The organism is Martinezella tropici, from assembly GCF_003287875.1.
GTDB lineage: Bacteria > Pseudomonadota > Alphaproteobacteria > Rhizobiales > Rhizobiaceae > Rhizobium > Rhizobium tropici_C.
On record NZ_QMKK01000050.1, the window covers coordinates 1 to 23884 of the forward strand.

Annotated in this window: 22 protein-coding genes and 2 pseudogenes; 11 read left to right on the forward strand and 13 right to left on the reverse strand. The window is 60.5% G+C overall.

The genetic code is table 11. From position 1 onward, the window contains the following. Nucleotides 1-117: 117 nt before the first annotated feature. Nucleotides 118-552, forward strand: a complete 435-nt coding sequence (tnpA, locus tag DQ393_RS23415; protein WP_112340015.1) for an IS200/IS605 family transposase — start codon at nucleotides 118-120, stop codon at nucleotides 550-552. Nucleotides 553-625: 73 nt separating this feature from the next. Here the strand turns inward: tnpA and DQ393_RS23420 are convergent, their stop codons facing one another. Then, the gene (locus DQ393_RS23420; RefSeq protein ID WP_112344111.1) at nucleotides 626-1147 is read right to left on the reverse strand and encodes a hypothetical protein; all 522 of its coding nucleotides are present in this window, start codon (nucleotides 1145-1147) and stop codon (nucleotides 626-628) included. Next, on the reverse strand, nucleotides 1144-1692 hold the full coding sequence (locus DQ393_RS23425) for a CGNR zinc finger domain-containing protein (protein WP_112344112.1): 549 nt from the start codon (nucleotides 1690-1692) through the stop codon (nucleotides 1144-1146). Before DQ393_RS23425 ends, DQ393_RS23420 begins: the two co-directional genes overlap by 4 nt. Before the next feature lie 67 nt (nucleotides 1693-1759). Between DQ393_RS23425 and DQ393_RS23430 the strand changes: the two genes are divergently transcribed. Continuing rightward, the gene (locus DQ393_RS23430) at nucleotides 1760-2656 is read left to right on the forward strand and encodes a branched-chain amino acid ABC transporter permease (protein WP_112344113.1); all 897 of its coding nucleotides are present in this window, start codon (nucleotides 1760-1762) and stop codon (nucleotides 2654-2656) included. Between the two features lie 3 nt (nucleotides 2657-2659). On the opposite strand, the gene DQ393_RS23435 is transcribed toward DQ393_RS23430, so the two are convergent. From DQ393_RS23435 to DQ393_RS23455, 5 genes are all read right to left on the reverse strand, one after another. Further along, nucleotides 2660-3127, reverse strand: coding sequence for a molybdenum cofactor biosynthesis protein MoaE (locus DQ393_RS23435; protein WP_112344264.1), 468 nt, complete (start codon nucleotides 3125-3127; stop codon nucleotides 2660-2662). Between the two features lie 125 nt (nucleotides 3128-3252). Beyond that, the gene (gene moaD / locus DQ393_RS23440) at nucleotides 3253-3507 is read right to left on the reverse strand and encodes a molybdopterin converting factor subunit 1 (protein WP_069616328.1); all 255 of its coding nucleotides are present in this window, start codon (nucleotides 3505-3507) and stop codon (nucleotides 3253-3255) included. Then, on the reverse strand, nucleotides 3507-4094 hold the full coding sequence (gene pgsA / locus DQ393_RS23445) for a CDP-diacylglycerol--glycerol-3-phosphate 3-phosphatidyltransferase (RefSeq protein ID WP_112344114.1): 588 nt from the start codon (nucleotides 4092-4094) through the stop codon (nucleotides 3507-3509). The genes moaD and pgsA overlap by 1 nt, the downstream gene beginning before the upstream one ends. Before the next feature lie 211 nt (nucleotides 4095-4305). Next, complete coding sequence (gene uvrC / locus DQ393_RS23450; RefSeq protein WP_112344115.1) at nucleotides 4306-6348, reverse strand: excinuclease ABC subunit UvrC; 2043 nt, start codon at nucleotides 6346-6348, stop codon at nucleotides 4306-4308. Next, nucleotides 6345-7112: an SDR family oxidoreductase gene (locus tag DQ393_RS23455; protein WP_112344116.1), complete on the reverse strand. Its 768-nt coding sequence runs from the start codon at nucleotides 7110-7112 to the stop codon at nucleotides 6345-6347. The genes uvrC and DQ393_RS23455 overlap by 4 nt, the downstream gene beginning before the upstream one ends. A gap of 363 nt (nucleotides 7113-7475) precedes the next feature. Here DQ393_RS23455 and DQ393_RS23460 point away from each other — a divergent pair, with 363 nt between their 5' ends. Next, entirely contained in the window at nucleotides 7476-8108 is a 633-nt protein-coding gene (locus DQ393_RS23460; RefSeq protein ID WP_112344117.1) for an outer membrane protein, read from the forward strand. 73 nt (nucleotides 8109-8181) lie between these two features. Here the strand turns inward: DQ393_RS23460 and DQ393_RS23465 are convergent. After that, nucleotides 8182-8418, reverse strand: a pseudogene (locus DQ393_RS23465) (short-chain dehydrogenase/reductase); the annotation flags it as partial. On the opposite strand from DQ393_RS23465, the pseudogene DQ393_RS23470 reads away from it, so the two are divergent. Then, nucleotides 8414-8902, forward strand: a pseudogene (locus tag DQ393_RS23470) (LysR substrate-binding domain-containing protein); the annotation flags it as partial. The pseudogenes DQ393_RS23465 and DQ393_RS23470 overlap by 5 nt on opposite strands. Nucleotides 8903-8913: 11 nt before the next feature. On the opposite strand, the gene DQ393_RS23475 reads toward DQ393_RS23470, so the two are convergent. Together DQ393_RS23475 and DQ393_RS23480 are read right to left on the reverse strand one after the other, a co-directional pair. Further along, nucleotides 8914-9507, reverse strand: coding sequence for a glutathione S-transferase (locus DQ393_RS23475; protein WP_112344119.1), 594 nt, complete (start codon nucleotides 9505-9507; stop codon nucleotides 8914-8916). 33 nt (nucleotides 9508-9540) lie between these two features. Continuing rightward, nucleotides 9541-10392 carry a 23S rRNA (adenine(2030)-N(6))-methyltransferase RlmJ gene (locus tag DQ393_RS23480; RefSeq protein WP_112344120.1) on the reverse strand — a complete coding sequence of 284 codons (852 nt, stop codon included), beginning with the start codon at nucleotides 10390-10392 and terminating at the stop codon, nucleotides 9541-9543. A gap of 81 nt (nucleotides 10393-10473) precedes the next feature. Here DQ393_RS23480 and DQ393_RS23485 point away from each other — a divergent pair, with 81 nt between their 5' ends. The 3 genes from DQ393_RS23485 (at nucleotide 10474) to DQ393_RS23495 (ending at nucleotide 14497) form a co-directional block, all read left to right on the forward strand. Further along, on the forward strand, nucleotides 10474-12597 hold the full coding sequence (locus DQ393_RS23485) for a molybdopterin-containing oxidoreductase family protein (RefSeq protein ID WP_245430437.1): 2124 nt from the start codon (nucleotides 10474-10476) through the stop codon (nucleotides 12595-12597). Further along, entirely contained in the window at nucleotides 12594-13187 is a 594-nt protein-coding gene (locus tag DQ393_RS23490) for an NUDIX domain-containing protein (RefSeq protein ID WP_112344122.1), read from the forward strand. Before DQ393_RS23485 ends, DQ393_RS23490 begins: the two co-directional genes overlap by 4 nt. A 140-nt stretch (nucleotides 13188-13327) precedes the next feature. Further along, nucleotides 13328-14497, forward strand: coding sequence for an alpha-D-ribose 1-methylphosphonate 5-triphosphate diphosphatase (locus DQ393_RS23495; protein ID WP_112344123.1), 1170 nt, complete (start codon nucleotides 13328-13330; stop codon nucleotides 14495-14497). A gap of 234 nt (nucleotides 14498-14731) precedes the next feature. Here the strand turns inward: DQ393_RS23495 and purN are convergent, their stop codons facing one another. Together purN and purM are read right to left on the reverse strand one after the other, a co-directional pair. Continuing rightward, on the reverse strand, nucleotides 14732-15403 hold the full coding sequence (gene purN, locus DQ393_RS23500; protein WP_112344124.1) for a phosphoribosylglycinamide formyltransferase: 672 nt from the start codon (nucleotides 15401-15403) through the stop codon (nucleotides 14732-14734). Continuing rightward, nucleotides 15400-16473 carry a phosphoribosylformylglycinamidine cyclo-ligase gene (gene purM, locus DQ393_RS23505; protein WP_112344125.1) on the reverse strand — a complete coding sequence of 358 codons (1074 nt, stop codon included), beginning with the start codon at nucleotides 16471-16473 and terminating at the stop codon, nucleotides 15400-15402. The genes purN and purM overlap by 4 nt, the downstream gene beginning before the upstream one ends. A 222-nt stretch (nucleotides 16474-16695) precedes the next feature. On the opposite strand from purM, the gene DQ393_RS23510 reads away from it, so the two are divergent. The 4 genes from DQ393_RS23510 to ppx all read left to right on the forward strand — a co-directional run bounded on the left by DQ393_RS23510 (nucleotide 16696) and on the right by ppx (nucleotide 22351). Beyond that, nucleotides 16696-17826 carry an AI-2E family transporter gene (locus DQ393_RS23510; RefSeq protein WP_112344126.1) on the forward strand — a complete coding sequence of 377 codons (1131 nt, stop codon included), beginning with the start codon at nucleotides 16696-16698 and terminating at the stop codon, nucleotides 17824-17826. Between the two features lie 2 nt (nucleotides 17827-17828). Then, entirely contained in the window at nucleotides 17829-18542 is a 714-nt protein-coding gene (gene hdaA / locus DQ393_RS23515) for a DnaA regulatory inactivator HdaA (protein ID WP_112344127.1), read from the forward strand. 75 nt (nucleotides 18543-18617) lie between these two features. Beyond that, on the forward strand, nucleotides 18618-20819 hold the full coding sequence (locus DQ393_RS23520) for an RNA degradosome polyphosphate kinase (RefSeq protein ID WP_112344128.1): 2202 nt from the start codon (nucleotides 18618-18620) through the stop codon (nucleotides 20817-20819). A gap of 11 nt (nucleotides 20820-20830) precedes the next feature. Continuing rightward, the gene (gene ppx / locus DQ393_RS23525; protein WP_112344129.1) at nucleotides 20831-22351 is read left to right on the forward strand and encodes an exopolyphosphatase; all 1521 of its coding nucleotides are present in this window, start codon (nucleotides 20831-20833) and stop codon (nucleotides 22349-22351) included. 50 nt (nucleotides 22352-22401) lie between these two features. On the opposite strand, the gene DQ393_RS23530 is transcribed toward ppx, so the two are convergent. Beyond that, nucleotides 22402-23760 carry an esterase-like activity of phytase family protein gene (locus DQ393_RS23530; protein WP_112344265.1) on the reverse strand — a complete coding sequence of 453 codons (1359 nt, stop codon included), beginning with the start codon at nucleotides 23758-23760 and terminating at the stop codon, nucleotides 22402-22404. Nucleotides 23761-23884: the final 124 nt, after the last annotated feature.

A 23884-nucleotide genomic window follows, 5' to 3' on the forward strand; every position in this document is an offset into this window, starting at 1 on the left:
TTATATCGATAAATAAACCTCCACCTACGGTGGAGGACTGGACGAGTTCTACACGGTAGTTGAGAGACCTCCTGCTTGAACCGCTGGGGTGGCCCAGACTTCGAACAAGGAGGTTTTATGGATGAGCAAACGCTCTCGCATGCGACGTGGGACTGCAAGTATCACATTGTTTTTGGCAGCAAATACCGCACGAAAAGACTTTACGGGGACGTGCGGCGTGAGTTGGGAGAACTCTTGCGTCGGCTGGCACAGCAGAAAGGCTGCCAGATCGAGGAGGGTCATCTGATGCCCGACCATGTGCATATGTTGATCTCGATCCCGCCGAAATACTCGGTTTCGCATATTGTCGGCTTCTTGAAGGGCAAGACGGCCCTTTACGTAGCGAACAAATATGCGCGCAAGCGCCGCTACAAAGGGTATCACTTTTGGGCACGCGGGTATTTCGTATCGACGACGGGCTATAACGAGCAGGTCGTCAGACAATATATCCGTAATCAGGAAAAGGCCGACAAAGCTTCCGACTTTGCCGACCTCTTCAATCGTAGCTACTAAGCGCTAACAATACCGCTTCTAGCGGTTCAAGCGCAGCGTTTCAAACCTCCACCTCTGGTGGAGGTCATGACTTTCATGCCGGGCAGGCGGCATCATGCCCGTAATCGGCACTGCCATCGCCCTTGAAGACATCTGGATTGGCGGTATAGACCGGGCCGACGACCAGCGGCTTCGTCGGCAGCACAGTCTGGTCCAGATCGGATTTGACCTCGGTCTTGATCGTCTGGATCGTCTTGTCGCTGGCATCCACCAGCTTGATCGAGACGGAATAGGGGCGATCCTTGCGCACGCAATGAAGGTCCGGGCTTTCCAGCGTGATCTTGTCCCAGAAGGAATAGATCTTCTGGTTGACGACAAGCGGATCACCGCCGGCGGGATTTTCGAATTCAGCAACGGCCGTCGTTCCCTCAGGGATTGGGGCGATCTTCTTCAGCGTAATCATGTAGCTTGCGCTCGCCACGCGATAGTTGAAGACGAAAAGGCGGCCGGTGAGCTGCGTCGGGCCTTCATCGTCCTTCCGCTGGCAGCCGGCCAGCGCCAGACCGGCGATGATCCCGGCACTTATCGTTGTCAGCATAATCCTTCTTATCGTCATGGCGCAGTCTCCTCCTTCTTGCGCCGGTAGTGCCGGCTAGCCTTGGCTCGGTTGCCGCAAACCGCCATGTCGCACCAGGCGCGGCTTTTGTTCTTGCTGCGGTCGATAAAGAGCCAGCCGCAGTTGCGGCAGATCTTCATCCGCTCGGGATCGGGCATGGCGATGAGGCGCAGCGTCGAATGTACCGTCGCGGCATCGAGCCCATCGGGTGAGGCGCGCTTCAGGACGCGAGCCAAGGCCGCAAGCAGGTCCGAAAGCAGCAGATCCGCAGCATCTCCAAGAACGCGTGCCCGGAAATAGCGGTCGATCAACTCGCGGAGGGCAATGAAATCGGTTCTGTTCTCCTGTCTCACCGGCAGGATATCGCCGAAGAGTGCCCGCTCCGCGCAGAAATTGGTGGCTGCCTTCGGGAAGCTATCCATCTGTCCCACTGCCTCGAAACGGTCGATCCGGCGCTCGTCGTCATGGCGCAGGATGACGCTGTTGGCGACATCGAGCGCGAGCGCGCCACCGGAAAAACGATGCGGGGTCCAGGAAAAGCTCATGGAGAAAATTATAACTGGTAAAATTCATTTTGCCAGTTACTATTTACCTGTTCCTCGGAGGGAGTGAATGGCCTATCTTCTGCAGCAACTGGCGAATGCCGTTCCGCTCGCTGCACTCTATGCGGCGCTGGCCTTCGGCTATTCCATTGCGTTCGGGGTCATGAAGCGGGCCGATATCACCTATGGCGCACTGTTTGCGTTTGCCGGCCAGATGCTCGTGCTTTTTACCGATATCGGCTACACGAGAATGTATCTGATCCTACCGGCTGCCTTTGCCTCCGGTGCCGTGATCGCGGCTGGCTATACGCTCGGCGCCGGTCTTTTCGTCGGCAGCGCGATCATGCTGCCGCTGTCGCGAAAGTCCCCGAATACCGTCATCGTCGCGGCACTCGGCATGATGATCATCCTGATGGAAACCGCCCGGCTGGCCTCCAATACGCGTGGCATCTGGCTGCCGCCCTTCCTGAATGGCCCGATCGTCTTCTGGGATAGCGGCGATTTCCGCGTGACGCTGACAGAGATCCAGCTGCTCAACACGGCGCTGATGATCCTTGTCATTCTGGCAGGCGCCTATGTCCTGAAATGCACGGGTTGGGGGCGCATCTGGCGGGCGGTGACCGACGACGCTCTCGCCGCCGAGCTCTGCGGCGCCAGCGCCAATCGCGTTTTCCTGCTCGCCTATGTCGCCTCCGCACTCGTCGCGACCATCTGCGGGCTACTTGCCACCTCCTATTACGGAACGATGGATTTCGGGGCGGGGCTGATGTTCGGGCTGAAGGTGCTGATGATTGCGGCGGTTGGCGGCTATTCCGATCCGTTGAAGTCGGCGGGCGGAGCGGCACTTCTTGGGCTGACGGAGACGATGTGGGGTGCTTACGGCCCGTTCCTGTGGCGCGATTTCGTCATCTTCTCGCTGCTCGTGCTGCTGCTGGTCCTCAGCCGTCGTGAAAGAGTGGTGCCCTGAAGCCTATTTGTTGCCGGCCCACTTGGCCCGCGCGGCATCGTCGGCATCCTTGGCCGAAACCCAGCCGCCTTCTTCTCCGCCCTTGCCATGCTCCTTTTTCCAGAAGGGCGCGGAGGTTTTCAGAAAATCCATGACGAAATTGGCGCCGTCGAAGGCGGCCTGCCGATGCGGTGCGGCGGCAATGACGAGCACGATATTCTCGCCGGGCGCGATCTTGCCGTAGCGATGGATGGCGGTGAGACCAAGCAGCTCGAAACGCTCGATGGCAAGCTTGGCGATGCGGTTGATCTCCGCCTCCGCCATGCCTGGATAATGTTCGAGTTCCAGCGCACCCAAAGTGCCGCCTTCGTCGCGGCAGAGGCCCGAGAAGGTCACGACTGCGCCGATATCGTGGCGCCTGGAGGTTAGTTGGTCGATCTCCGCCTGGAGATCGAAATCCTCGCGCTGGACTTTGACCAATGGTGAAATCATCGCAATTTCCTTGATCGGCTTCGCAAACATGCTGAGCAGCCTCCTGACCCTTCGCCAAGGCTCAGGGCGTTCGTCGCTGCAATCGATTCACTGGATCGATTGCTCGGGCTTCGCCCGACCGCTCCTCACCCCCCGGTCATCGGCGGGAAGAGCCCGATCTCCCGCGCTCCGGCGATCGGCTCATCGTGTTCCGCATGCTCCATGTTGATCGCGACGCGGATCGCCTGGGGAAATTGAAGTGCCGCCTCGTATTCCTCGCCCAAGCCCTTCAAATGACTCAGTAGATCGCCGACTGTGACGACATCGGCGGGAAGGGAAATCTCTTCCTCGGCTTTACCGATCCGCTCGCGCACCCAGGCGAAATAGACGAGTTTCGTCATCATTCTTCATCCACGACATGCTTCAGTCCGGCCCGGAAATAATCATAGCCGGTATAGATGGTCAAAAGCGCTGCGACCCAGAGCAGGACGATGCCCATCTCCGTCGTATAGGGTAGCACCTTGTCGCCCGCCGGCCCAGCCAGAAGGAAGGCGATGGCGACGAGCTGGGCCGTCGTCTTCCATTTCGCGATCCGCGTCACGGGAACGCTGACCTTCAGCGCCGCCAGATATTCGCGCAGGCCGGAGACCAGGATTTCGCGGCAAAGAATGATGATGGCGGCCCAGAGCGACCAGCCGGCAATCGTGCCGTCAGCCGCGACCAGCAACAGGATGGCGGAAACCAGCAGCTTGTCGGCAATCGGATCGAGCATGCGGCCGATATTGGAGGTCTGGTTCCAGATCCGCGCGAGATAGCCATCGAGGAAATCGGTGATCGAGGCGATGACGAAGATCCACAGCGCGACCCAGCGCGCGAAATCGGAGCCCTCCAGCTTACCTTCGACGAAAAAGCACAGAACGATCAGGGGTACGCAGAGAATGCGGCCGTAGGTGAGCAGATTGGGGATGCTGTAAGCGCGCGAAGCCATGGAAATCGTTTCGTTTCGGTTATCTCGACGGAGCACGATGAGGCTCGGTTTCGGGTCTCATCTTGCTCCGGGAATTTGATTGTTTCGATCTTCTCCAAAAACCGCTTCGCACTTTTTGGGATCAAATCCTAGATGATGGTTTGGCAACCTTATCGTCAATATTGTTTCTGTTTTTTCACCGCCATTGCGTGGAATTTGCGACCAGCTTTTTCTATTTCGCGGCGTCCTCGTGAAAATGATTGTAGACCTGCCGTGCGACGGCTTCGGAAATGCCTTCCACCGCCATGAGATCCGAGAGCGCTGCGCGCGATACCGCCTTGGCGGTGCCGAAATGCTGCAGCAGCGCGCGCTTGCGCGAAGGGCCGATGCCGCCGATCTCGTCCAGCGGATTCTTCACCATCTCCTTCTTGCGCCGCGCCCTATGCGAGCCGATGGCGAAGCGGTGCGCCTCGTCGCGCAGGCGCTGGATGAAATAGAGCACGGGATCGCGCGGCGGCAGCGTGAAATTTTCGCCCGAAGGGGCGAAGAAGCGTTCGCGTCCGGCCTCGCGGTCGACACCCTTTGCGACGCCGATGGCAATGACGCTGTCGGTAATCCCAAGTTCCTCGAGGATAGCACGTACCGCGGTCATCTGCCCCTGGCCGCCGTCGATAAGGATGACATCGGGCCACGCGGGAAAAGGCTGGTCGACTGTATCGGTGCCGGCAGCCTCCACGGCAGCGGCCCGATCAGGCTTGCCTTCTTCCTTCAGCAGCCGGGAGAAACGGCGAGTCATGACCTCGCGCATCATGCCGAAGTCGTCGCCCGGCGTGATGTCGGTCGATTTGATGTTGAACTTGCGGTACTGGTTTTTCACGAAGCCTTCCGGCCCTGCGACGACCATGCCGCCGACCGCATTCGTGCCCATGATGTGGGAGTTGTCGTAGATCTCGATGCGTTGCGGTGTGTAGGGAAGCTTGAACGTTTCCCTGAAGCCTTCGAGCAGCCGCGATTGCGAGGCGGTTTCCGCCAGCTTGCGGCCATGCGCCTCGCGGGCGTTGGCGATGACATGCTCGACCAGATCGCGCTTTTCGCCGCGCTGCGGCACGAGGATCGTGACCTTGTGACCGGCCTTTTCGCTGAGGGCAGCCGCCAGCAGCTCGATTTCCTCGACCGTCTCCGACAGCAGGATCTGCCGCGGCACCGGCTTGTCGTCATAGAATTGCGCGAGGAAGGCGTTCAGCACTTCGGCGCCGGAGAGCGACGGATCAGCCTTCGGGAAATAGGCGCGGTTGCCCCAGTTCTGGCCGGTGCGGAAGAAGAAGACCTGGATGCAGGAAATGCCGCCCTCGTGATGGATGGCGAAGACATCGGCTTCCTCGACGCCGGCCGGATTGATGCCCTGATGGCTCTGCACATGCGAGAGCGCCGCCAGACGGTCGCGGAAAATGGCGGCACGTTCGAAATCCAGATCCTCGGCGGCAGCATTCATCGCCTCCGCCATGTGCGCCTTGACGTTCTGGCTCTTGCCGGAAAGGAAGTCCTTCGCCTCCTGTACCAGTTCGCCGTACCCCGCATCGCTGATCTCATGCGTGCAGGGGCCGGAACAGCGCTTGATCTGATAGAGCAGACAGGGCCGCGTGCGCGTCTCGAAGACGCTGTCGGTGCAGGTGCGGATCAGAAAGGCCCGCTGCAGCGAATTGATGGTGCGCCCGACCGCCCCAGCCGAAGCGAAGGGGCCGAAATAGTCGCCCTTGCGGGCGCGGGCACCGCGATGCTTGAAGATCGCCGGTGCGCGATGATCCCCCGTGATCAGAATATAGGGAAAGGATTTGTCGTCGCGCAGCAGGACGTTAAAGCGCGGGCGCAAGCGCTTGATCAGATTCGCTTCCAGCAGCAGCGCTTCCGTCTCCGTCCGCGTGGTGACGAATTCCATATTGGCGGTTTCGCGCACCATGCGGGCGATGCGGTTGGAATGCACCTTGCCCAAGGCATAATTGGAGACGCGCTTCTTCAGGCTGCGAGCCTTGCCCACATAGAGCACGTCGCCAGCCTCGTTGAACATGCGGTAAACACCGGGGTTGTTCGGCAGCCGCTTGACGAATTCGGCGATCAATTCGGCGCCGCGAAGCCCGCTTTCGTTCTTTCCACCTTCGTTCCAATCGACGGGCGCAACGGGGGAGGCGGCGGCATCGCCCTCCACCTCGATGTCGTCCTCGATATCCTCTGATTCGTCATAGAGAACGCCGCCGTCGGGCAGCTTTCTTCCATTCATTCCGCACTCTCCGACACGTCTGGCGTTTCCCAGGCAAGATGCTGGCCGCCATCGAGCGCTATCATTTGGCCCGTGATCGAGGGCGTGTCAAAAAGAAAGCGGATGGTCCGGCCGAATTCTTCGAGCCCCGGCGCCGCCTTTAATATGAGGCCGTCGATCTGCGCTTGAAAGTCCTCCTCGCTCTGCCGCACGCTGCGCACTGTCGGGCCGGGACCGATGGCGTTGACGCGGATGCGGGGGGCGAAACTCTGCGCCATCGTCTGTGTCGCCGTCCAAAGCGCTGCCTTCGACAGCGTATAGGAATAGAAGCGCGGGTTCAGCGCCCAGACCCGCTGGTCGACCATATTGACGATCAGGCCCGGATGCGGCTCGGGAAGCTGCCGCACGAAATCGGCAGCCAGGATAGAAGGGGCGCGAACATGCACAGCGAAATGTGCGTCGAAGGCTTCCGCGTCGAAACGATCGGCGGAATCGCCGAGGAAAGCTGAGGCATTGTTGACCAGGAGATCGAGCGGGCCAAGAGCATCCGTGGCCCTTTCGACAAGGGTTGACGTCTCGGCCAAATCTAGCAGATCGCCCTTGATTGCAATCGCCTTTCGGCCCATTTGCTGCAATTTCGCCACAATCTCCGTTGCCTCGGCAAGGGATTGGTTGGCGTGCAGTGCCACCGCAAAGCCGTCAGCCGACAAATCCTCGGCAATTGCCCTGCCTATTCTTTTGGAAGCGCCGGTTATCAACGCCGTGCGTAGTTTTTCCTGGCTCAAGAGATTGCCTTTTGCTCGTCGTTATCCAATCGACGCTCATATAGGGCGTCGATACACCATATGAAAAGATGCAGAGCAAATGACGCTCTTTGAGATTTCTTATGTAAAGCTTCGGATATATTTAGATTAAAATAAGTATACACGCTTTAACCATTGGTTATGGTTAACAATTCCTCTGTTGCGATGAAGCAACATCGAAATTCAGCCATGTCTGTGCCACAATGATATCATATTTTGGCTCTTCCAATTCCTCATTTGCATTCCAATTTCAACCTCGATCCGGGAGGGATATTTTTTAATTGCTCGTGGCGCTTCGAAGTCAAGGACAGTAAGCGGGGCCCACGGGACTGAAAGGAGAAAAGTATGCGTACTCTTATCAAGACCCTCATGGTCTCCGCTTTCGCTCTCGGCGGCTACACCGCAGCTCACGCCGCTGACGCTGTCGAGCAGATTCCGCAGCCGCCCGTCGCTCAGGAAGCAGCTCCGGCCGTCAACAACTGGTCCGGCTTCTACATCGGTGGTGCCGGCGACTGGAACGCCGGTCACTTCACCCGCAACGGCGACGCCTACGCCTGGGGCGGCCAGGCCTTCACCGGCTACAACTGGCAGCAGGGCCAGATCGTATACGGTGTTGAAGCTGACCTCGGCTACTCCGGTGCCGACAGCACCCGCAACGGCCTGACCGCCAAGAACGGTGTCAACGGCTCGGTTCGCGGTCGTATCGGTTACGACTTCAACCCGTTCATGCTCTACGGCACGGCCGGTCTGGCCCTTGGCCAGAACAAGCTGGAAGACGCGACCTCGTCCGACAGCAAGACGGCTGTTGGCTACACGGTCGGTGCAGGTGCTGAAACCTTCATCACCAACAACATCACCGCTCGCCTCGAGTACCGTTACACGGACTACGGCAAGAAGAACTTCGACCTCGACTCCGGTCGGTTCTCTCGTGGTTACGACGAACAGAGCGTCAAGGTCGGTATCGGCGTCAAGTTCTAATCACTTGACGGCATGGAATGAAGAAAAAGCCAGGGTTTGCGCCCCGGCTTTTTCCGTTTCATAGGCCAGCTGCTTACGCGGCGTCCTTCGGGAAATCGGTCGAGACAGCCAGTTCGCGCCACTCGGCCAGTTCCCTGGCGACATAGTCATTCTTGGTCTCGATCGCGCCGACGGTATCCGAGCCGAAGGGCATGCGCAGCGGCGGATTGGCCGAATGAGCAAGCGTGATCACCGACTTTGCAAGCCGTGCGGGATCGCCTGGCTGGCCGTGGTTATGGCCGGCCGCGAAATCGCGCATCGCCCCCGCCGGTTTCGACGCCGGCATACGGTTCGGCGAACGCATCGCCGCCGATATGATCGCTGTCCCCATCGGGCCTCGCCAGCGGACGGCGATCGTCGGCTCGCCCGAGCATTTTCAGCGTTTCCCCAAACCGGTCACACCCCACGATCTGACAGATCATCCCTGCATCCGCTACCGTTTCGCGAGCGGCACCTATTATCGCTGGGAGTTCGAGCGCGGGGGCATCGAGCTGGAGATCGAGGTGCAGGGGCCGCTCACGCTTGGCGATCTCGACATCATGCTGGACGCCGCCATCAATGGTTCCGGTCTAGCCTTCGTGTTCGAGGATCACGCGCTGCCGGCTTTGGAGAATGGCCGGCTGATCCGCGTGCTGGAGGACTGGTGCCCCTATTATCCTGGCTTTTTCCTCTATTATCCGAGCCGCCGGCAGCTGCCGACGGCTTTGCGCGCCTTTATCGATTTTGTAAAGGCCGAGACTGCTCGCCAGAGCTGAGCCGAACAGCGTCAGACCTGCGGCTTCATCGCCGGAAAATCGGGGAAATGCTTCTCGAACTTGCGCGCCCAGTCCGTCAACCCCGCATAGTCTGCTTCCCATTGTCCTTCGAAGCGGAGCTGCAGATAGCCGACGAGGGAGGCAAGTGCGAAATGACCCGCATGCAGCTTCTTGCCGATTTTCGGCGGTTCTGCATCGAGATGGGTGAGGGCGCGGCTGACCTTCGTCCACTGCCGGTCGATCCAGGGCTGATGCTGCTTCTCGGGTTCGCGAAGACGACGCTCGTAGACGATCGACAGCAGGCACTCGTTGGTGCCGTCGATCAGCGCTTCCAGAACCTCGATCTCGGTGCGCTTGCCCTTCTTCGATGGATAGAGCCCACCCTCGCGCCGGTCGAAATAATGCATGATGGCGCGGCTGTCGAAAATCGCCTCGCCGTCGCCGGTCAGCAATGTCGGGATCTTGCCGAGCGGGTTGTTGTCGATCAGCAGCGTCGGACCGGCATTCGTGTCGACATGGATCTCCTCAAGCTTGATGCCCAGATGGCGTGCCGCCATGCGCACCTTGCTGGAAAAGGGGGAAGTGGGCGAGCAAAGAAGTCTCATGAAATCACCTGCGGGATGTGTATGTGATAAATCTCAATGTTCGCCACGCAGCCAGAAGGCGCGCTGCGAGGCGAAACGGTCCTGCGCCAGAATATCCTTCAAGGCCGGCAGCAGCGCATGCAACTCATCCTTCAGCGTGAAGGGCGGGTTGACGATGATGAGGCCGGAGCCGGTAAGCCCGGTGAAGCCGCGATCGCTTTTGACGATCAGCTCGGCGCAGAGCATCTTCGGAATTTCCAGCGCCTGCAGCGCCTCGTGAAATGGCTTGATCGGCGCATCCTTCTTAATCGGATACCAGAGGCAATAGGTGCCGCCCGGAAAGCGGCGCCAGGCTTTGGCCAGGCCGTCGATCAGCCGCTCATATTCGCCTTCCTCCTCGAAAGGCGGATCGACGAGCACGATGCCCCGCTTCTCCTTCGGCGGCAGATGCGCGCCGAGCGCCAGCCAGCCGTCCAGTTCGGTGATGCGTGCATGATGATCGCCCTCGAACAGGCGGTGCAGCCGCTGAAAATCGTCCGGGTGCAGTTCCATCGCCGAAAGCCGGTCCTGCGGGCGAAACAGCATCCGGGCGAGCTTCGGCGAGCCGGGATAGAGCCTCAGGCCGCCTTCAGGGTTTAGCTCACGGATAGCGACGAGATAGGGCTCCAGCAGATCGGCGACCTGCGGCACGAGTTCCGCCTCCAGCACCCTGCCGATGCCGTCAAGCCATTCGCCGGTCTTCTGGGCTTCCTCGGACGACAGATCGTAAAGCCCGATGCCGGCATGGGTATCGAGAACGCGAAAGGCCTTGTCCTTGTTCTGCATGTAGCGGACGAGGCGCGCGAGAACAGCGTGTTTCAAGACATCGGCAAAATTGCCCGCGTGGTAGATGTGCCGATAGTTCATTGTCGGTGAAGTCCGCATGAATTGTTGAGATGGGCCGGATTGTCTCTAGTGGCCGGACATCGCTTGAAATATACAAACATCATGAACATTGCGACCCCCATCCAAGCCAAATCGCGCGTCGGCCACACGGCCTGTCCGCATGACTGTCCCTCCACCTGCGCGCTGGAGGTCGATCTGACGGAAGACGGCAGGATCGGCCGGGTTCGCGGCGCCAACGATCATTCCTATACCTCGGGCGTCATCTGCGCCAAGGTCGCGCGCTATGCCGAGCGGCTTTACCATCCCGATCGCCTGATGAAGCCGCTGTGCCGCGCCGGCGCAAAGGGCGAGGGGCGCTGGCAGGAAATTTCCTGGGAAGATGCACTCGACGAGATCGCCGAAGCTTTCATCAAGGCCGAAGCCAAGGACGGCAGCGAGGCGATCTGGCCCTATTTCTATGCCGGCACGATGGGCTGGGTGCAGCGCGATTCCATCGAGCGGCTGCGCCATGCCAAGCGCTATTCCGGCTTCTTCTCCTCGATCTGCACCAATCCGGCCTGGACGGGCTTCACCATGGCGACCGGCGTGCTGCGTGGTCCCGATCCGCGCGAGATGGGCCGTACCGATTGCGTCGTCATCTGGGGCACGAATGCGGTTGCTACCCAGGTCAACGTCATGACCCATGCAGTGAAATCCCGCAAGGAACGCGGCGCCAAGATCGTCGTTATCGATATTTATGACAACCCGACGATGAAGCAGGCCGACATGGCCTTGATCGTCAAGCCGGGCACGGATGCGGCCCTTGCCTGCGCCGTCATGCACATCGCCTTCCGCGACGGTTATGCCGACCGCGATTACATGGCCAAATATGCTGACGATCCCGCTGGCCTCGAAGAGCACCTGAAATCGAAGACCCCGGCATGGGCTGCAGAAATCACCGGCCTTTCGGTCGACGAGATCGAAGCCTTCGCCAAGCTCGTGGGGACGACGAAGAAGACCTATTTCCGCCTCGGCTATGGCTTTACCCGCCAGCGCAACGGCGCGATCGCCATGCATGCGGCAGCCTCGGTCGCGACGGTGCTCGGCTCCTGGCAATATGAGGGCGGCGGCGCCTTCCATTCGAACAGCGATATTTTCCGCATGGATGCGAGCGAACTGACCGGCCGCGCCATGAAGGATCAGGATATCCGCATGATCGATCAGTCGCAGATCGGCCGCGCCCTGACAGGCGATGCCGTCGCGCTTCGCCATCGCGGTCCGGTCACGGCCATGCTGATCCAGAATACCAATCCGGTGAATATCGCGCCGGAGCAGCGGCTGGTGAAGCGCGGCTTCGCCCGCTCCGATCTCTTCGTCGCCGTGCATGAGCAGTTCATGACTGATACGGCTGACATGGCCGATATCGTCATCCCCGCCACCATGTTTGTCGAGCATGATGACATCTATCGTGCCGGCGGCCAGAACCACATCCTTCTCGGCCCGAAGCTTGTGGAGCCGCCGCCGACAGTGCGCAGCAATCTCTTCGTGATCGAGGAGCTGGCGAAGCGTCTCGGCGTTGCGGATCGCCCCGGCTTCGGTTTTTCGGCTCGCGAGATGATCGACCGGGTTCTGTCCAGAAGCGGCTTGCCGGACTACGATTATTTCCTCGAACACAAATGGTTCGATCGCCAACCGGATTTCGAGGAGGCCCATTTCATCAAGGGCTTCGCCCATCCCGACGGGAAATTCCGTTTCCGCCCGGACTGGGTCAATCAACCGGCGCCGAACCGCCCGCCGGCGTCGGTCGGATTGCTCGGGCCGCATGTCGAGCTGCCGGAGTTTCCGGATCAGGTCGATGTCATCGAGATGGCCGATCCCGAGCATCCGTTCCGGCTCGCGACCTCGCCATCGCGCAACTTCCTGAATTCGAGTTTCGCTGAGACAAAGACATCGCGGCAGAAGGAAGGCCGTCCCGAGGTGATGATCAATCCGGCCGATGCCGAAGCACTCGAGATCATCCATGGAGAGTTGGTCCGCATCGGCAATGGCCGCGGTGATATCCGCCTGCATGCGCGCGTGACCACAGAAGTGAAGGCGGGCGTGCTGATCGCCGAGGGCCTCTGGCCGAACAAGGCTCATGTTGACGGCGAGGGCATCAATGTGCTCACCGGCGCCGATCCAGTTGCACCCTATGGCGGCGCGGCTGTCCACGACAACAAGGTATGGCTTCGCAAGGACGTGGCATGAGTAAATTCGAAAAGGCGAAAGCCGAGATCGTCAGCGAGGAGACGCTGGCGGATCAATGGACGCGGCTGAGCACATTTGAGATCGACTACACGGATTCACAGGGCGAAAATCATCGGCTGAAGCGCGAGGTCTATCATCGCACGCCGGCCGCCTGCATTCTCCTCTATGATCCCAGCCATGAAACCGTGGTGCTCGTCCGGCAATATCGTCTGCCGGCCCAGCTGGTCGGCGAGCCAGCCTGGATGATCGAAGTGCCAGCCGGTCTGCTCGACGGCGATGATCCGGAAGCGGCGATCCGCCGCGAGGCCATGGAAGAGACCGGCTTTCGCGTGCGCGACATCCGCTTCCTCTTCAAATCGATGACGTCGCCCGGCTCCTCGACCGAGGTCATCCATTTCTTCGCCGCCGTGATCGACACGTCCGACCGTGTCGCCGATGGCGGCGGGCTTGCGGAAGAGCATGAGGATATCGAGGTCCTGGAGGTTCGCCTGTCCGATGCGATTGTCATGATCGAGAAGGGCGATATCTCCGACGCCAAGACGATCATGCTGCTGCAATGGGCGGTTTTGAATGTCGCGAGTCTGAAATAGCTTTTGCCTTGGGGAAGCTTTGTGGAAGCTCGGCCCTCATTCATCACAATGTCACGAATCAAGCTTACCGGGGCGTGCTGGCCGGAAACATTCGAATGTTTCCGAGCCTCCTTCATTGACGCTGTTTCAGGAGAAAGCCGATGTGGCTCAGCAATTTCACGCTCGTTCTTCCCAATGAAGTCGTCGAGAAGGGTGCGGTGCGCATCGAGGACGGCGTGATTGCCGAAATCCGCTCGGAGCCGGTGGAAAGTCCGACCTTCGACGGCGGCGGCCGCTTGCTGATGCCGGGCTTCGTCGATCTGCACTGTGACATGGTGGAGCGCGAGATCGCACCGCGTCCGAATGCGATGATGCCGATCGATTTCGGCATTCATGAACTGGACAAGAAGCTGGCGGCGGCCGGTGTCACCACCGCCTTCGCCGCGCTCTCCTTTGCGACCGAAAGCGTCTACGGCCACGTCCGTTCGCTCGAAACCACCTCGGCAGTGATCCGCGGCATCGGCAGCCTGCGCGACGAACTCCTGATCGACCACCGTGTCCATGCACGCTACGAAATCACCAATCTCGGCGCTGCGCCGACCTTGGAGCGGCTTCTGGAAGAAGGCTCCGTCGATATGGTTTCGCTCACCGACCATACACCGGGGCAGGGGCAGTATAACGACATCGAAAGCTACATCCGCAGCATGTCAGAGCGCCGCTCCATGTCGCGGGAGGCCGCCGAGGAAGTGGTCGCACAGCGCATCGCGCAGCGCGAGGATCCTGAGATCGAGCGCAAGCTCCATGAGGTGGTCGAACTCGCGCTGAAGCACAAGCTGTCGCTGGCCTCGCATGATGACGACAGTGCCGAGAAGGTGGCGGCGATGCACGATCTCGGCGTGACGATCAGCGAATTTCCGGTGACGGGACCGGCTGCGGAGGAAGCCCGCCGCCGCGGTCTCTGGACCCTGATGGGAGCGCCGAACGCGCTTCGCGGCCAGTCGATGTCCGGCAATCTCAGCGCCCTCGATGCGGCGCGCTCGGGCCTGCTCGGCATCATCGCGGCCGATTATCACCCGGCGGCCTTCGTGCCGGCGATCTTCAAGATCGCCGACATTGTTGCTGGCGGTCTGCCGGCGGCCGTTGCAACGGCAACCTCCAATGCTGCCCGTTCGGCCGGTCTGACGGATCGCGGCGAAATCGCCGTCGGCCAGCTTGCCGATCTGGTGGCCGTCGAGCCCGGCTCGGTTCACCGCATCCGCGCCACCTTCCGCGGCGGCCGCATCGTCTATAGCGACGGCACGCTGCACCCGTTGATGGCGATTGCGGCTTGAGGAGGATTGTGAGGGTGAGACATCTGGCTCCCCCTCATCCGGTCGCTATAAACGCCGATCCCGGCAAAAGCACTTTGCTGGGAAGACTAGACTTCCGCTTCAAAGGAAGTCGCATAACCCCAAACGCGATGACTTTGCTGAAATGGGAGCACCTGAAGCGCTTCTCCCTTCTCCCCCTGGGGAGGAGGTGCCCGAAGGGCGGATGAAGGGGCGTTTAGCCACAGAATTCCCTATTTAACCTGCGTCCCCAAGCAGTGACAAAATCTGCCGTCCATCGACAGCAGGGTTTTTGCCAAGGCTCACGGCCTTGCCGTCTTCCATCCTGACCTTGCCTTCCGCCAGCAGCCGCAGCGATTGCGGATAAAGCTGATGCTCGACCGTCAGCACGCGGGCGGCGAGACTATCGGCGGTATCGTCGCTGAGCACGGGCACGGCCGCCTGGCCGATGACCGGGCCCTCATCCATGCCTTCGGTGACGAAATGCACGGTGCAGCCGGCAATGCGCATGCCGGCCTCGATGGCGCGCTGATGCGTATGCAGGCCGGGGAAAAGCGGCAGCAGAGAGGGATGGATGTTGATAATCCGGCCCTTGTAAGCCTGGATGAAGCGGCCGGAAAGCAGCCGCATATAGCCGGCAAGGCAGATGATATCGGGCGAGAGGGCGTCAAGCTGCGAAAGGATCGCCTCTTCATGGGCTTCCTTGCCGGCAAACTCCTTGCGCACGAAAGCGAATGTTGCAACGCCTTCAGCCGCAGCCCTTGCCAGCCCGCCGGCATCCGCCTTGTCGGAAATGACGCCAACGATCTCGGCCGGGTAGTCCGCTGCCTTCGTGGCCTTCAGAAGAGCCAGCATGTTGGAGCCGCCGCCCGAAATGAAGACGACGACGCGTTTACGCGGCGTGGTCATAGAGCGAGCGTGCCCTTATAGACGGTGCCGGGAGCGCCTTCTTCGCGCGCGACCATGCGGCCGAGCGTAACGACGGCTTCGCCTTCAGCCTCAAGCACGGCCTTCACGGCATCGACATTTTCCTGAGCGACGACCACGATCATGCCGATGCCGCAGTTGAAGGTGCGCAGCATTTCCTTCGCTTCGACGCCACCCGTCTTGGCCAGCCAGGAGAACACCGGCGGCACCTTAACCGCAGCAAGATCGATTTCGGCAGCCAGATGCTTCGGCAGCACGCGCGGAATGTTCTCCGGAAAGCCGCCGCCGGTGATGTGGGCAAGCGCCTTGAGGGCATGGGTTTCGCGGATGGCTTTCAGCAGAGGCTTCACATAGATGCGCGTCGGCGTCAGCAGCGCTTCCCCCAGCGCCTTGCCTTCGGCGAATGGCGCCGGCGCATCCCAGCCGAGGCCGGAAAGCTCGACGATCTTGCGCACCAGCGAGAAGCCGTTGGAATGAACGCCTGACGAGGCGAGGCCGAGAATGATGTCGCCCTCGGCAATATCGCCCGAAGGTAGCAGTTGGCCGCGTTCGGCGGCGCCGACGGCAAAGCCCGCCAGATCGTAATCGCCGTGGGAATACATGCCCGGCATTTCCGCCGTCTCGCCGCCGATCAGCGCACAGCCTGCATCGCGGCAGCCGGCAGCAATGCCGCCGACGATCGCCGCACCCTGGTCCGGGTCGAGCTTGCCGGTGGCGAAGTAATCGAGGAAGAAGAGCGGCTCGGCGCCCTGGACGACCAGATCGTTCACGCACATGGCCACGAGGTCGATCCCGACGGTATCATGATAATTGGCGTCGATTGCGATCTTCAGCTTGGTGCCGACGCCGTCATTGGCGGCGACCAGCACCGGATCGGTGAAGCCCGCAGCCTTGAGGTCGAACAGGCCGCCGAAGCCGCCGATTTCGCCGTCCGCACCCGGCCGGCGCGTCGAACGGACGGCGGGCTTGATCTTTTCGACCAGCAGGTTGCCGGCGTCGATATCGACGCCCGCGTCGCTATAGGTCAGACCGTTTTTTCCAGACTGGCTCATGCTTCCGCCTCCGATGGCCGCCCGTCCATTATGACAGGGCTTTGATCGGCTCGCCATTGCATGATAGGGCCCTTTATGCAAGGCGCAAGCGCCGCAAACCCTGCGATTTTCCCCGCTTCCCATCGCCCAAGGCAGATTTCCGGCCGCAGACTTGACCATAATTGCGGCGTCATCCTATGTCCTAAGCACACGGCAAACGGGCGCGAGACAACGGGGAAGACGATGGAGCAAAAGGTCAGCGGGGCGAGCCTCAAGCGCCAAGTCACGTTCTGGGTGATCGTGCTCGTCGTCTTTATCGCTTTCATCTACATCTTCAGCACGATCCTGCTGCCGTTTATCGCTGGCATGGCGGTTGCCTATTTCCTCGATCCGGTCGCCGACCGGCTGGAGCGGATCGGCCTCAGCCGCCTGATGGCGACGGTGGTGATCCTCGTCTCCTTCGTGCTGATCTTCGCACTGGCGCTCACGATCTTCATTCCGATCATCATCAACCAGTTCAACGACTTCATCCAGCACATACCGTCCTATGTGCAGCAGGTGCAGCAGCTGATCGCCAAAGCGCAGACGATGGTGCTGCCGGACTGGATCCGCAACCAGCTCGGAGCCATCAAGGACAATTTCTCCAGCATCATGTCCGACGGGCTTAGCTTCATCGGCGGGCTGTTTGCGCAGATCTGGAGCTCCGGCAAGGCGCTGGTCAACATCATCTCGCTGATGGTCGTTACACCTGTTGTCGCCTTCTACATTCTGCTCGATTGGGATCGTATGATCGCCAAGGTGGACGACTGGACACCGCGCGATCACGTCGCCACCGTCCGCCAGATCGCTCGCGATATCGATCAGGCGATCGCCGGCTTCATCCGGGGGCAGGGGTCGCTCTGCATCATCCTCGGCGTATATTATGGTGTCGGCCTGTCGCTGGTCGGCTTGAACTTCGGCCTGCTGATTGGCCTCTTCGCCGGCATGATCAGCTTCATCCCCTATGTCGGCTCGCTGGTTGGCCTTGTTCTGGCCGTCGGGGTTGCGCTCGTTCAATTCTGGCCCGATTATCTTTGGGTCGGTCTGACGCTCGCCGTCTTCTTCACCGGCCAATTCCTCGAAGGCAACATATTGCAGCCGAAGCTCGTCGGCGAAAGCGTCGGCCTGCATCCGGTCTGGCTGATGTTCGCCCTTTTTGCCTTTGGCGCTCTTTTCGGTTTCGTCGGCCTGTTGATCGCGGTTCCGGCGGCTGCCGCATGCGGCGTTCTTGTCCGCTTCGCCCTTTCGCGGTACCTTCAGAGCGATCTCTATTACGGACGCTCGGAAGCGGGCAAGGCGCGCAGAGCCAAGGCCGGCAAGACCGAGAATAGCTAGACATGACCGACGCAAAGAACGCTGATCTCAGGCGCAAGGCCGCCGAACAGCTGGCCTTGGCCTTTACGCACGATCCCGCCAACGGGCGCGACGACCTGCTCGTCGCCGATCCCTTGAGCGCGGCGGTGAAGATCGTCGATTCCTGGCCGCACTGGCCGTCGCCGGTCGTCATTCTGGCCGGTCCCGTCGGCTCCGGCAAATCGCATCTTGCCAGCATCTGGGCCGAACGGTGCGGGGCAGTCCACATTCATCCGGTGGCCGGCTCCGACGCCGCCGTCGCAGCGGCGAATGACCCCGTCATCTTCGAAGACGTGGATCGCCTCGGTTTTGACGATACCGAGCTCTTTCATGTCATCAACAGCGTCCGCGAAAACGGTACCAGTCTCCTGATGACGAGCCGGCTCTGGCCGATGTCATGGCCGGTGACGCTGCCCGACCTGCGCTCCCGCCTGAAGGCGGCGACGGTGGTCGAGATCGGCGAGCCGGACGAGGAATTGCTGTCACAGGTGATCGTCAAGCTCTTTGCCGACCGCCAGCTTTATATCGATGACAAACTCGTCCTTTATATCGTCAACCGCATGGAGCGCTCACTCAACGCAGCGCAGATGATCGTCGACAGGCTGGACCGGCTGGCACTTGGGCGGGGCACAAGGATCACGCGCCAGTTGGCCGCTGAGGTCTTGAATGAACTGGGCAATTCCGGTCAGCCGGATTGAGCTGACACCGACTGTCACAGTTCCGTCGTCAAACTGATATACGTGGCACAGGATTGGAAAGAGGGTAGGTGGAACATGGACTCGGCACTCACGGAACATCAGGACGCCAACCAGGAAAATCCAGAGGCCGCACCTTCGGTCAGCGAATTGATGACCAGCCCGGAGCGCTTCATCAACCGCGAATTCTCCTGGCTGCAGTTCAACCGCCGCGTCCTTGAAGAGACGCTGAACACCGCTCATCCGCTGCTGGAACGTGTCCGCTTTCTCTCGATTTCCGCCGCCAACCTCGATGAATTCTTCATGGTACGCGTCGCCGGCCTCGAAGGCCAGGTGCGCCAGAAGATCCTCGTGCGCACCCCAGACGGCAAGACGCCCGCCGAGCAGCTCGACGACATCCTGCGCGAGATCGACAATCTGCAGATGGAGCAGCAGGCCTCGCTGGCCGTCCTGCAGCAATATCTCGCCAAGGAAGATATTCTGATCGTCCGCCCGGCTGCCCTTTCCGATGCCGACCGCCAGTGGCTCCATACCGAATTCGAACAGGCGATCTTCCCGGTCCTGACGCCGCTCTCCATCGACCCAGCTCATCCTTTCCCGTTCATTCCGAACCTCGGCTTCTCGATCGCGCTGCAGCTGAAAAGCATGAACGGTCGCGAGCCGATGACCGCGCTGCTGCGCCTGCCGCCGGCGCTGGACCGCTTCGTGCGCCTGCCAGATGCCAGCAACGTCATCCGCTACATCACGCTCGAAGATGTGGTGAACATCTTCATCCACCGGCTCTATCCCGGCTACGAGGTGCAGGGCTCGGGTACCTTCCGCATCATCCGAGACAGCGATATCGAAGTCGAGGAAGAGGCCGAGGATCTGGTGCGCTTCTTCGAAACCGCGCTGAAGCGGCGGCGCCGCGGCTCGGTGATCCGCATCGAGACGGACTCCGAAATGCCGCTCGAGCTTCGCCAGTTCGTGGTGGAGTCGCTGAACGTTCCGGGAAACCGCATCGCGGTTCTGCCCGGCCTTCTCGCGCTCAACACGCTGTCGGAAATCTGCAAGGCGCCGCGCGACGATCTGCGTTTCGAGCCCTATAATGCGCGATTTCCTGAGCGCGTCCGCGAACATGCCGGCGACTGCTTCGCTGCGATCCGCGAAAAGGACATGGTCGTCCACCACCCCTACGAGTCCTTCGACGTGGTGGTCCAGTTTCTTCTCCAGGCTGCTAGGGATCCTGACGTTCTGGCGATAAAGCAGACGCTTTACCGCACGTCGAACGATAGCCCCATCGTCCGCGCGCTGATCGATGCCGCCGATCTCGGCAAATCGGTTACGGCGCTGGTGGAACTGAAGGCCCGCTTCGACGAAGAAGCCAACATCCGCTGGGCGCGCGATCTGGAGCGCGCCGGCGTGCAGGTCGTCTTTGGCTTCATCGAGCTCAAGACGCATTCGAAGATGTCCATGGTCGTGCGCCGCGAAGATGGCAAGCTGCGCACCTACTGCCATCTCGGCACCGGCAACTACCATCCGGTCACTGCCAAGATCTATACCGATCTTTCCTACTTCACCTGCGATCCCACGATCGCTCATGATATGGCGAATATCTTCAACTTCATCACCGGTTACGGTGAGCCGGAGGAGGGCATGAAGATTGCGGTCTCGCCCTATACGCTGCGTCCGCGCATCCTCCAGCATATCGACGGCGAGATCGAGCACGCCAGGAACGGCCGTCCGGCGGCGATCTGGATGAAGATGAATTCGCTCGTCGATCCCGATATCATCGACGCTCTGTATCGCGCCAGCAACGCCGGCGTCGATATCGAGCTTGTCGTGCGTGGGATTTGCTGCCTGCGTCCGCAGATTCCCGGCCTTTCCGAAAGGATTCGGGTCAAGTCCATCGTCGGTCGCTTCCTGGAGCACAGCCGCATCTTCTGCTTCGGCGATGGTCATGGCCTGCCGTCGGACAAGGCGCTGGTCTATATCGGCTCGGCCGACATGATGCCGAGAAACCTCGACCGCCGCGTCGAAACCCTCGTGCCGCTCACCAACAAGACCGTGCATGAACAGGTGCTTTCGCAGATCATGCTGGGCAATATCATTGACAATCAGCAGAGCTACGAGATATTGCCGGACGGGACTTCACGGCGCATGGAAGTGCGCCAGGGAAAAGAGCCATTTAATGCGCAGCAGTATTTCATGACCAACCCCAGCCTGTCGGGTCGTGGTGAAGCCTTGAAATCCAGTGCACCGAAACTCATCGCTGGACTGCTGTCGGGCCGCAACAAATAAAATGGACCTTCATGGTTGAGTCTGAAGCCCAGGGGCGCCTTCCGGGTATTGCCCCTGTCTCCGTTGTCGATATCGGGTCGAACTCGGTCCGTCTTGTCGTCTATGAAGGCCATTCGCGGTCTCCGACCATCCTTTTCAACGAGAAAGTGCTATGCGGCCTCGGCAAGGGCATAGCGCTGACCGGCAAGATGGATGAGGAAAGCGTGGCGCGGGCACTGGCCGCGCTGCATCGCTTCAAGGCGCTCTCCGATCAGGCACGCGCATCCACCATCTATGTGCTGGCGACAGCCGCAGCGCGTGAGGCCAGCAACGGTCCGCAGTTCATTCACCAGGCCGAAGCCATTCTTCAGCGCAAGGTGCGGGTACTTTCGGGCGAAGAAGAAGCACGCTTCTCCGCACTCGGCATTATCAGCGGTTTTTACCACCCCGATGGCATTGCCGGCGACCTCGGCGGCGGCTCGCTGGAGCTGATCGACATCAAGGACCGGGAGATCGGCAAGGGCATCACGCTGCCGCTCGGCGGCCTGCGCCTCTCTGAATATTCCGGCGGCTCGATCGAAAAGGCGCGCAGCTTCGCGCGCAAGCATGTCAAGACGGCGAAGCTGTTGAGCAAGGGCGAGGGCCGCACTTTCTATGCAGTCGGCGGCACATGGCGAAGCGTAGCCAAGCTGCACATGGAAATCCGCAAATATCCGCTGCACATGATGCAGGGCTATGAAGTGCAGCTCGATGAAATGATCCGCTTCCTGGATCAGATCGTCGAATCGAAGGATTCGAAGGACCCGGCTCTGCAGGCGGTTTCCAAGCATCGCCGTTCGCTGCTGCCCTTCGGCGCGGTCGCGATGCGCGAAGTGCTGACGGCCATGAAGCCATCCGTTATCTCCTTTTCCGCACAGGGCGTCCGCGAGGGGTATCTCTACTCGCTACTGACGGAGGCGGAGCGCAACAGCGATCCGCTGCTCACCGCAGCAGGCGAGCTTGCCATCCTGCGGGCGCGTTCGCCGGAACATGCCCGCGAGCTTGCCGATTGGACCGGGCGGATGATGCCCTTTTTCGGTATCACCGAGACCGAAGAAGAGAGCCGTTATCGCCAGGCAGCGTGCCTACTTGCCGACATCAGCTGGCGAGCCCATCCTGATTATCGCGGCCTGCAGGCGCTGAATATCATCGCCCACACCTCCTTTGTCGGCATCACCCATGCCGGCCGCGCTTTCATCGCGCTTGCCAACTACTACCGTTTCGAGGGCTTGAACGACGACGGAGCGACCGAGCCGCTCGCAACGATCGCAACCCCGCTCTACATCGAGCGGGCCAAGCTGCTCGGCGGCCTGCTGCGTGTCGTCTATCTCTTCTCGGCCTCGATGCCCGGCATCGTCCGCAATCTGTCGTTTCGCCGTTCGACAAACCCGGATGTGGATCTCGAATTCGTCGTTCCAGCCGAGTATCACGATTTTGCCGGCGAGAGGCTGGATGGGCGGCTGCAGCAGCTCGGCAAGCTCACCAATCGCCGCCTGACCTTCCGCTTCGAATAGAGTTTTGAAGCCTCTCCCCGCAAAACAGGGAGAGGCCGTTTCGCCGCGACTTATTTCGCGTTCAGGAAATCACCCACTTCAAGAAGGCTGAACTCATTGTCGTCAGCCTTGTCGACGGCGCGTCCTGCCGAGAAGGGCAGGTTGTTGTCGTTGCCGATGACGATATGCGTGGCATCGACGCGGTCGACGTTCTCGATGGTGACGAAGGGCATGTCGTAGAAGCCTTCGCCGCCACCCTGGCGGCGCTTGTGATCGGGATCTTCGATGCGCAGCAGGTCGATATAGCCGATCTTGCGGACGGACCTGCCGACATTGGCGTCGCTGAACTCGATCTTGTAGACGCGCTTCAGCTCGGCCGGGGCCTCGAAGCAATCCGGCTTCGGCTGCTTGGGATCGGCGCAGGCCTTGTCCTTCGTGCCGGCGCCGTTGTCGCGTTCGATGACGAGGGCCGTCGTTTCGTCGAGCATGTTGAAATCGCCGATCGAAACGCCCTTGTCCGCGAAAGGATAGAGCCAGCTGCGGCCTGTCCAGCTCTTCGAGGCGACGTCGAATTCGATGACACGGATAGCCGTCTTGCCGTCGACGCTCTCCATCTGGCCGTCATCCTTGTAGATCGCGCCTTCCAGCAGACCGTAGAGCTTGGAGCCGTCCTTCGACATGGCGAGACCCTCGAAGCCGCCGGAGCGCTTCAGGTTGAAGGCCGGCATCTTCTGCGTCGGATTGCCCGGTAGTTGGATCAGCGGATTGTCGGGAGACATGACCGGCTTGCCGTCGAGCGTCGTTGCGAAGACGTCGGTCAGTTGGCCGTTCGTATCGAATTTCAGCAGGTAGGGACCGAATTCGTCGCCGATCCAGAAGCCATCGGCAACCGGCTGGATCGATTCGATGTCGAAGTCGGCGCCGGTCAGGTACCGCTTGTCGGCGCCTTCCATGACGATCGGGAAGGGGGCCTTCTTGTTCGGGTCGGACAGGAACAGGTTCTTGACGACCTCGACCTTGCCGTTGTCCCAGTCGAATTTCAGCTGATGCAGGAAAAGCATCGCGTCAGAGGAGTTCTGCTTGGAGCCGAAGCCGTTGTCGGAGAGCGTCCAGAAGGTGCCGTCGGGCATGGTCTTGATGCCGGAGAAGCCCTGGATCGGCTGGCCGGCGAAGGGCAGCTTCAGGTCGGTGACGCGGGCGCCATCCTTGCCCGGCACTGTGCCAAGTGCATCCGTGCGCTTGCGGTCCGGCGTGGTGAATTTGCCTGAGGTTTTCAGGAAATCAGATGTATCGGCGGGGGCGGCAGTGATGGTGTTGGCCGGCAGGATGGCCTGGCCGACGAGCTTTGCCTTGAATTGCTGCTCGTCGGCCTGGGCCGAGGCGGCAAGCAGAATGAAGAGTGCCGTGGAGGCGGAAAGAATTCGGGTCATCATGTCACCTTGTTGGCGAGGAGTGGCGAAACAATCCCGCTTAACAGGCGAGCCATGTCGGCGACTTAACGCCCAGGTGAAGTTTTGGTGACTGTGGACAACCCGTGAGATGTGAAGCTCAGGC

What these genes read in the sequence shown, in the direction of transcription:
- tnpA (WP_112340015.1), top strand. Translation starts at nt 118, where the DNA reads ATGGATGAGCAAACGCTCTCGCATGCGACGTGGGACTGCAAGTATCAC.
- DQ393_RS23420 (WP_112344111.1), bottom strand. Translation starts at nt 1,147, where the DNA reads ATGACGATAAGAAGGATTATGCTGACAACGATAAGTGCCGGGATCATC.
- DQ393_RS23425 (WP_112344112.1), bottom strand. Translation starts at nt 1,692, where the DNA reads ATGAGCTTTTCCTGGACCCCGCATCGTTTTTCCGGTGGCGCGCTCGCG.
- DQ393_RS23430 (WP_112344113.1), top strand. Translation starts at nt 1,760, where the DNA reads ATGGCCTATCTTCTGCAGCAACTGGCGAATGCCGTTCCGCTCGCTGCA.
- DQ393_RS23435 (WP_112344264.1), bottom strand. Translation starts at nt 3,127, where the DNA reads ATGATTTCACCATTGGTCAAAGTCCAGCGCGAGGATTTCGATCTCCAG.
- moaD (WP_069616328.1), bottom strand. Translation starts at nt 3,507, where the DNA reads ATGACGAAACTCGTCTATTTCGCCTGGGTGCGCGAGCGGATCGGTAAA.
- pgsA (WP_112344114.1), bottom strand. Translation starts at nt 4,094, where the DNA reads ATGGCTTCGCGCGCTTACAGCATCCCCAATCTGCTCACCTACGGCCGC.
- uvrC (WP_112344115.1), bottom strand. Translation starts at nt 6,348, where the DNA reads ATGAATGGAAGAAAGCTGCCCGACGGCGGCGTTCTCTATGACGAATCA.
- DQ393_RS23460 (WP_112344117.1), top strand. Translation starts at nt 7,476, where the DNA reads ATGCGTACTCTTATCAAGACCCTCATGGTCTCCGCTTTCGCTCTCGGC.
- DQ393_RS23475 (WP_112344119.1), bottom strand. Translation starts at nt 9,507, where the DNA reads ATGAGACTTCTTTGCTCGCCCACTTCCCCCTTTTCCAGCAAGGTGCGC.
- DQ393_RS23480 (WP_112344120.1), bottom strand. Translation starts at nt 10,392, where the DNA reads ATGAACTATCGGCACATCTACCACGCGGGCAATTTTGCCGATGTCTTG.
- DQ393_RS23485 (WP_245430437.1), top strand. Translation starts at nt 10,474, where the DNA reads ATGAACATTGCGACCCCCATCCAAGCCAAATCGCGCGTCGGCCACACG.
- DQ393_RS23490 (WP_112344122.1), top strand. Translation starts at nt 12,594, where the DNA reads ATGAGTAAATTCGAAAAGGCGAAAGCCGAGATCGTCAGCGAGGAGACG.
- DQ393_RS23495 (WP_112344123.1), top strand. Translation starts at nt 13,328, where the DNA reads ATGTGGCTCAGCAATTTCACGCTCGTTCTTCCCAATGAAGTCGTCGAG.
- purN (WP_112344124.1), bottom strand. Translation starts at nt 15,403, where the DNA reads ATGACCACGCCGCGTAAACGCGTCGTCGTCTTCATTTCGGGCGGCGGC.
- purM (WP_112344125.1), bottom strand. Translation starts at nt 16,473, where the DNA reads ATGAGCCAGTCTGGAAAAAACGGTCTGACCTATAGCGACGCGGGCGTC.
- DQ393_RS23510 (WP_112344126.1), top strand. Translation starts at nt 16,696, where the DNA reads ATGGAGCAAAAGGTCAGCGGGGCGAGCCTCAAGCGCCAAGTCACGTTC.
- hdaA (WP_112344127.1), top strand. Translation starts at nt 17,829, where the DNA reads ATGACCGACGCAAAGAACGCTGATCTCAGGCGCAAGGCCGCCGAACAG.
- DQ393_RS23520 (WP_112344128.1), top strand. Translation starts at nt 18,618, where the DNA reads ATGGACTCGGCACTCACGGAACATCAGGACGCCAACCAGGAAAATCCA.
- ppx (WP_112344129.1), top strand. Translation starts at nt 20,831, where the DNA reads ATGGTTGAGTCTGAAGCCCAGGGGCGCCTTCCGGGTATTGCCCCTGTC.
- DQ393_RS23530 (WP_112344265.1), bottom strand. Translation starts at nt 23,760, where the DNA reads ATGACCCGAATTCTTTCCGCCTCCACGGCACTCTTCATTCTGCTTGCC.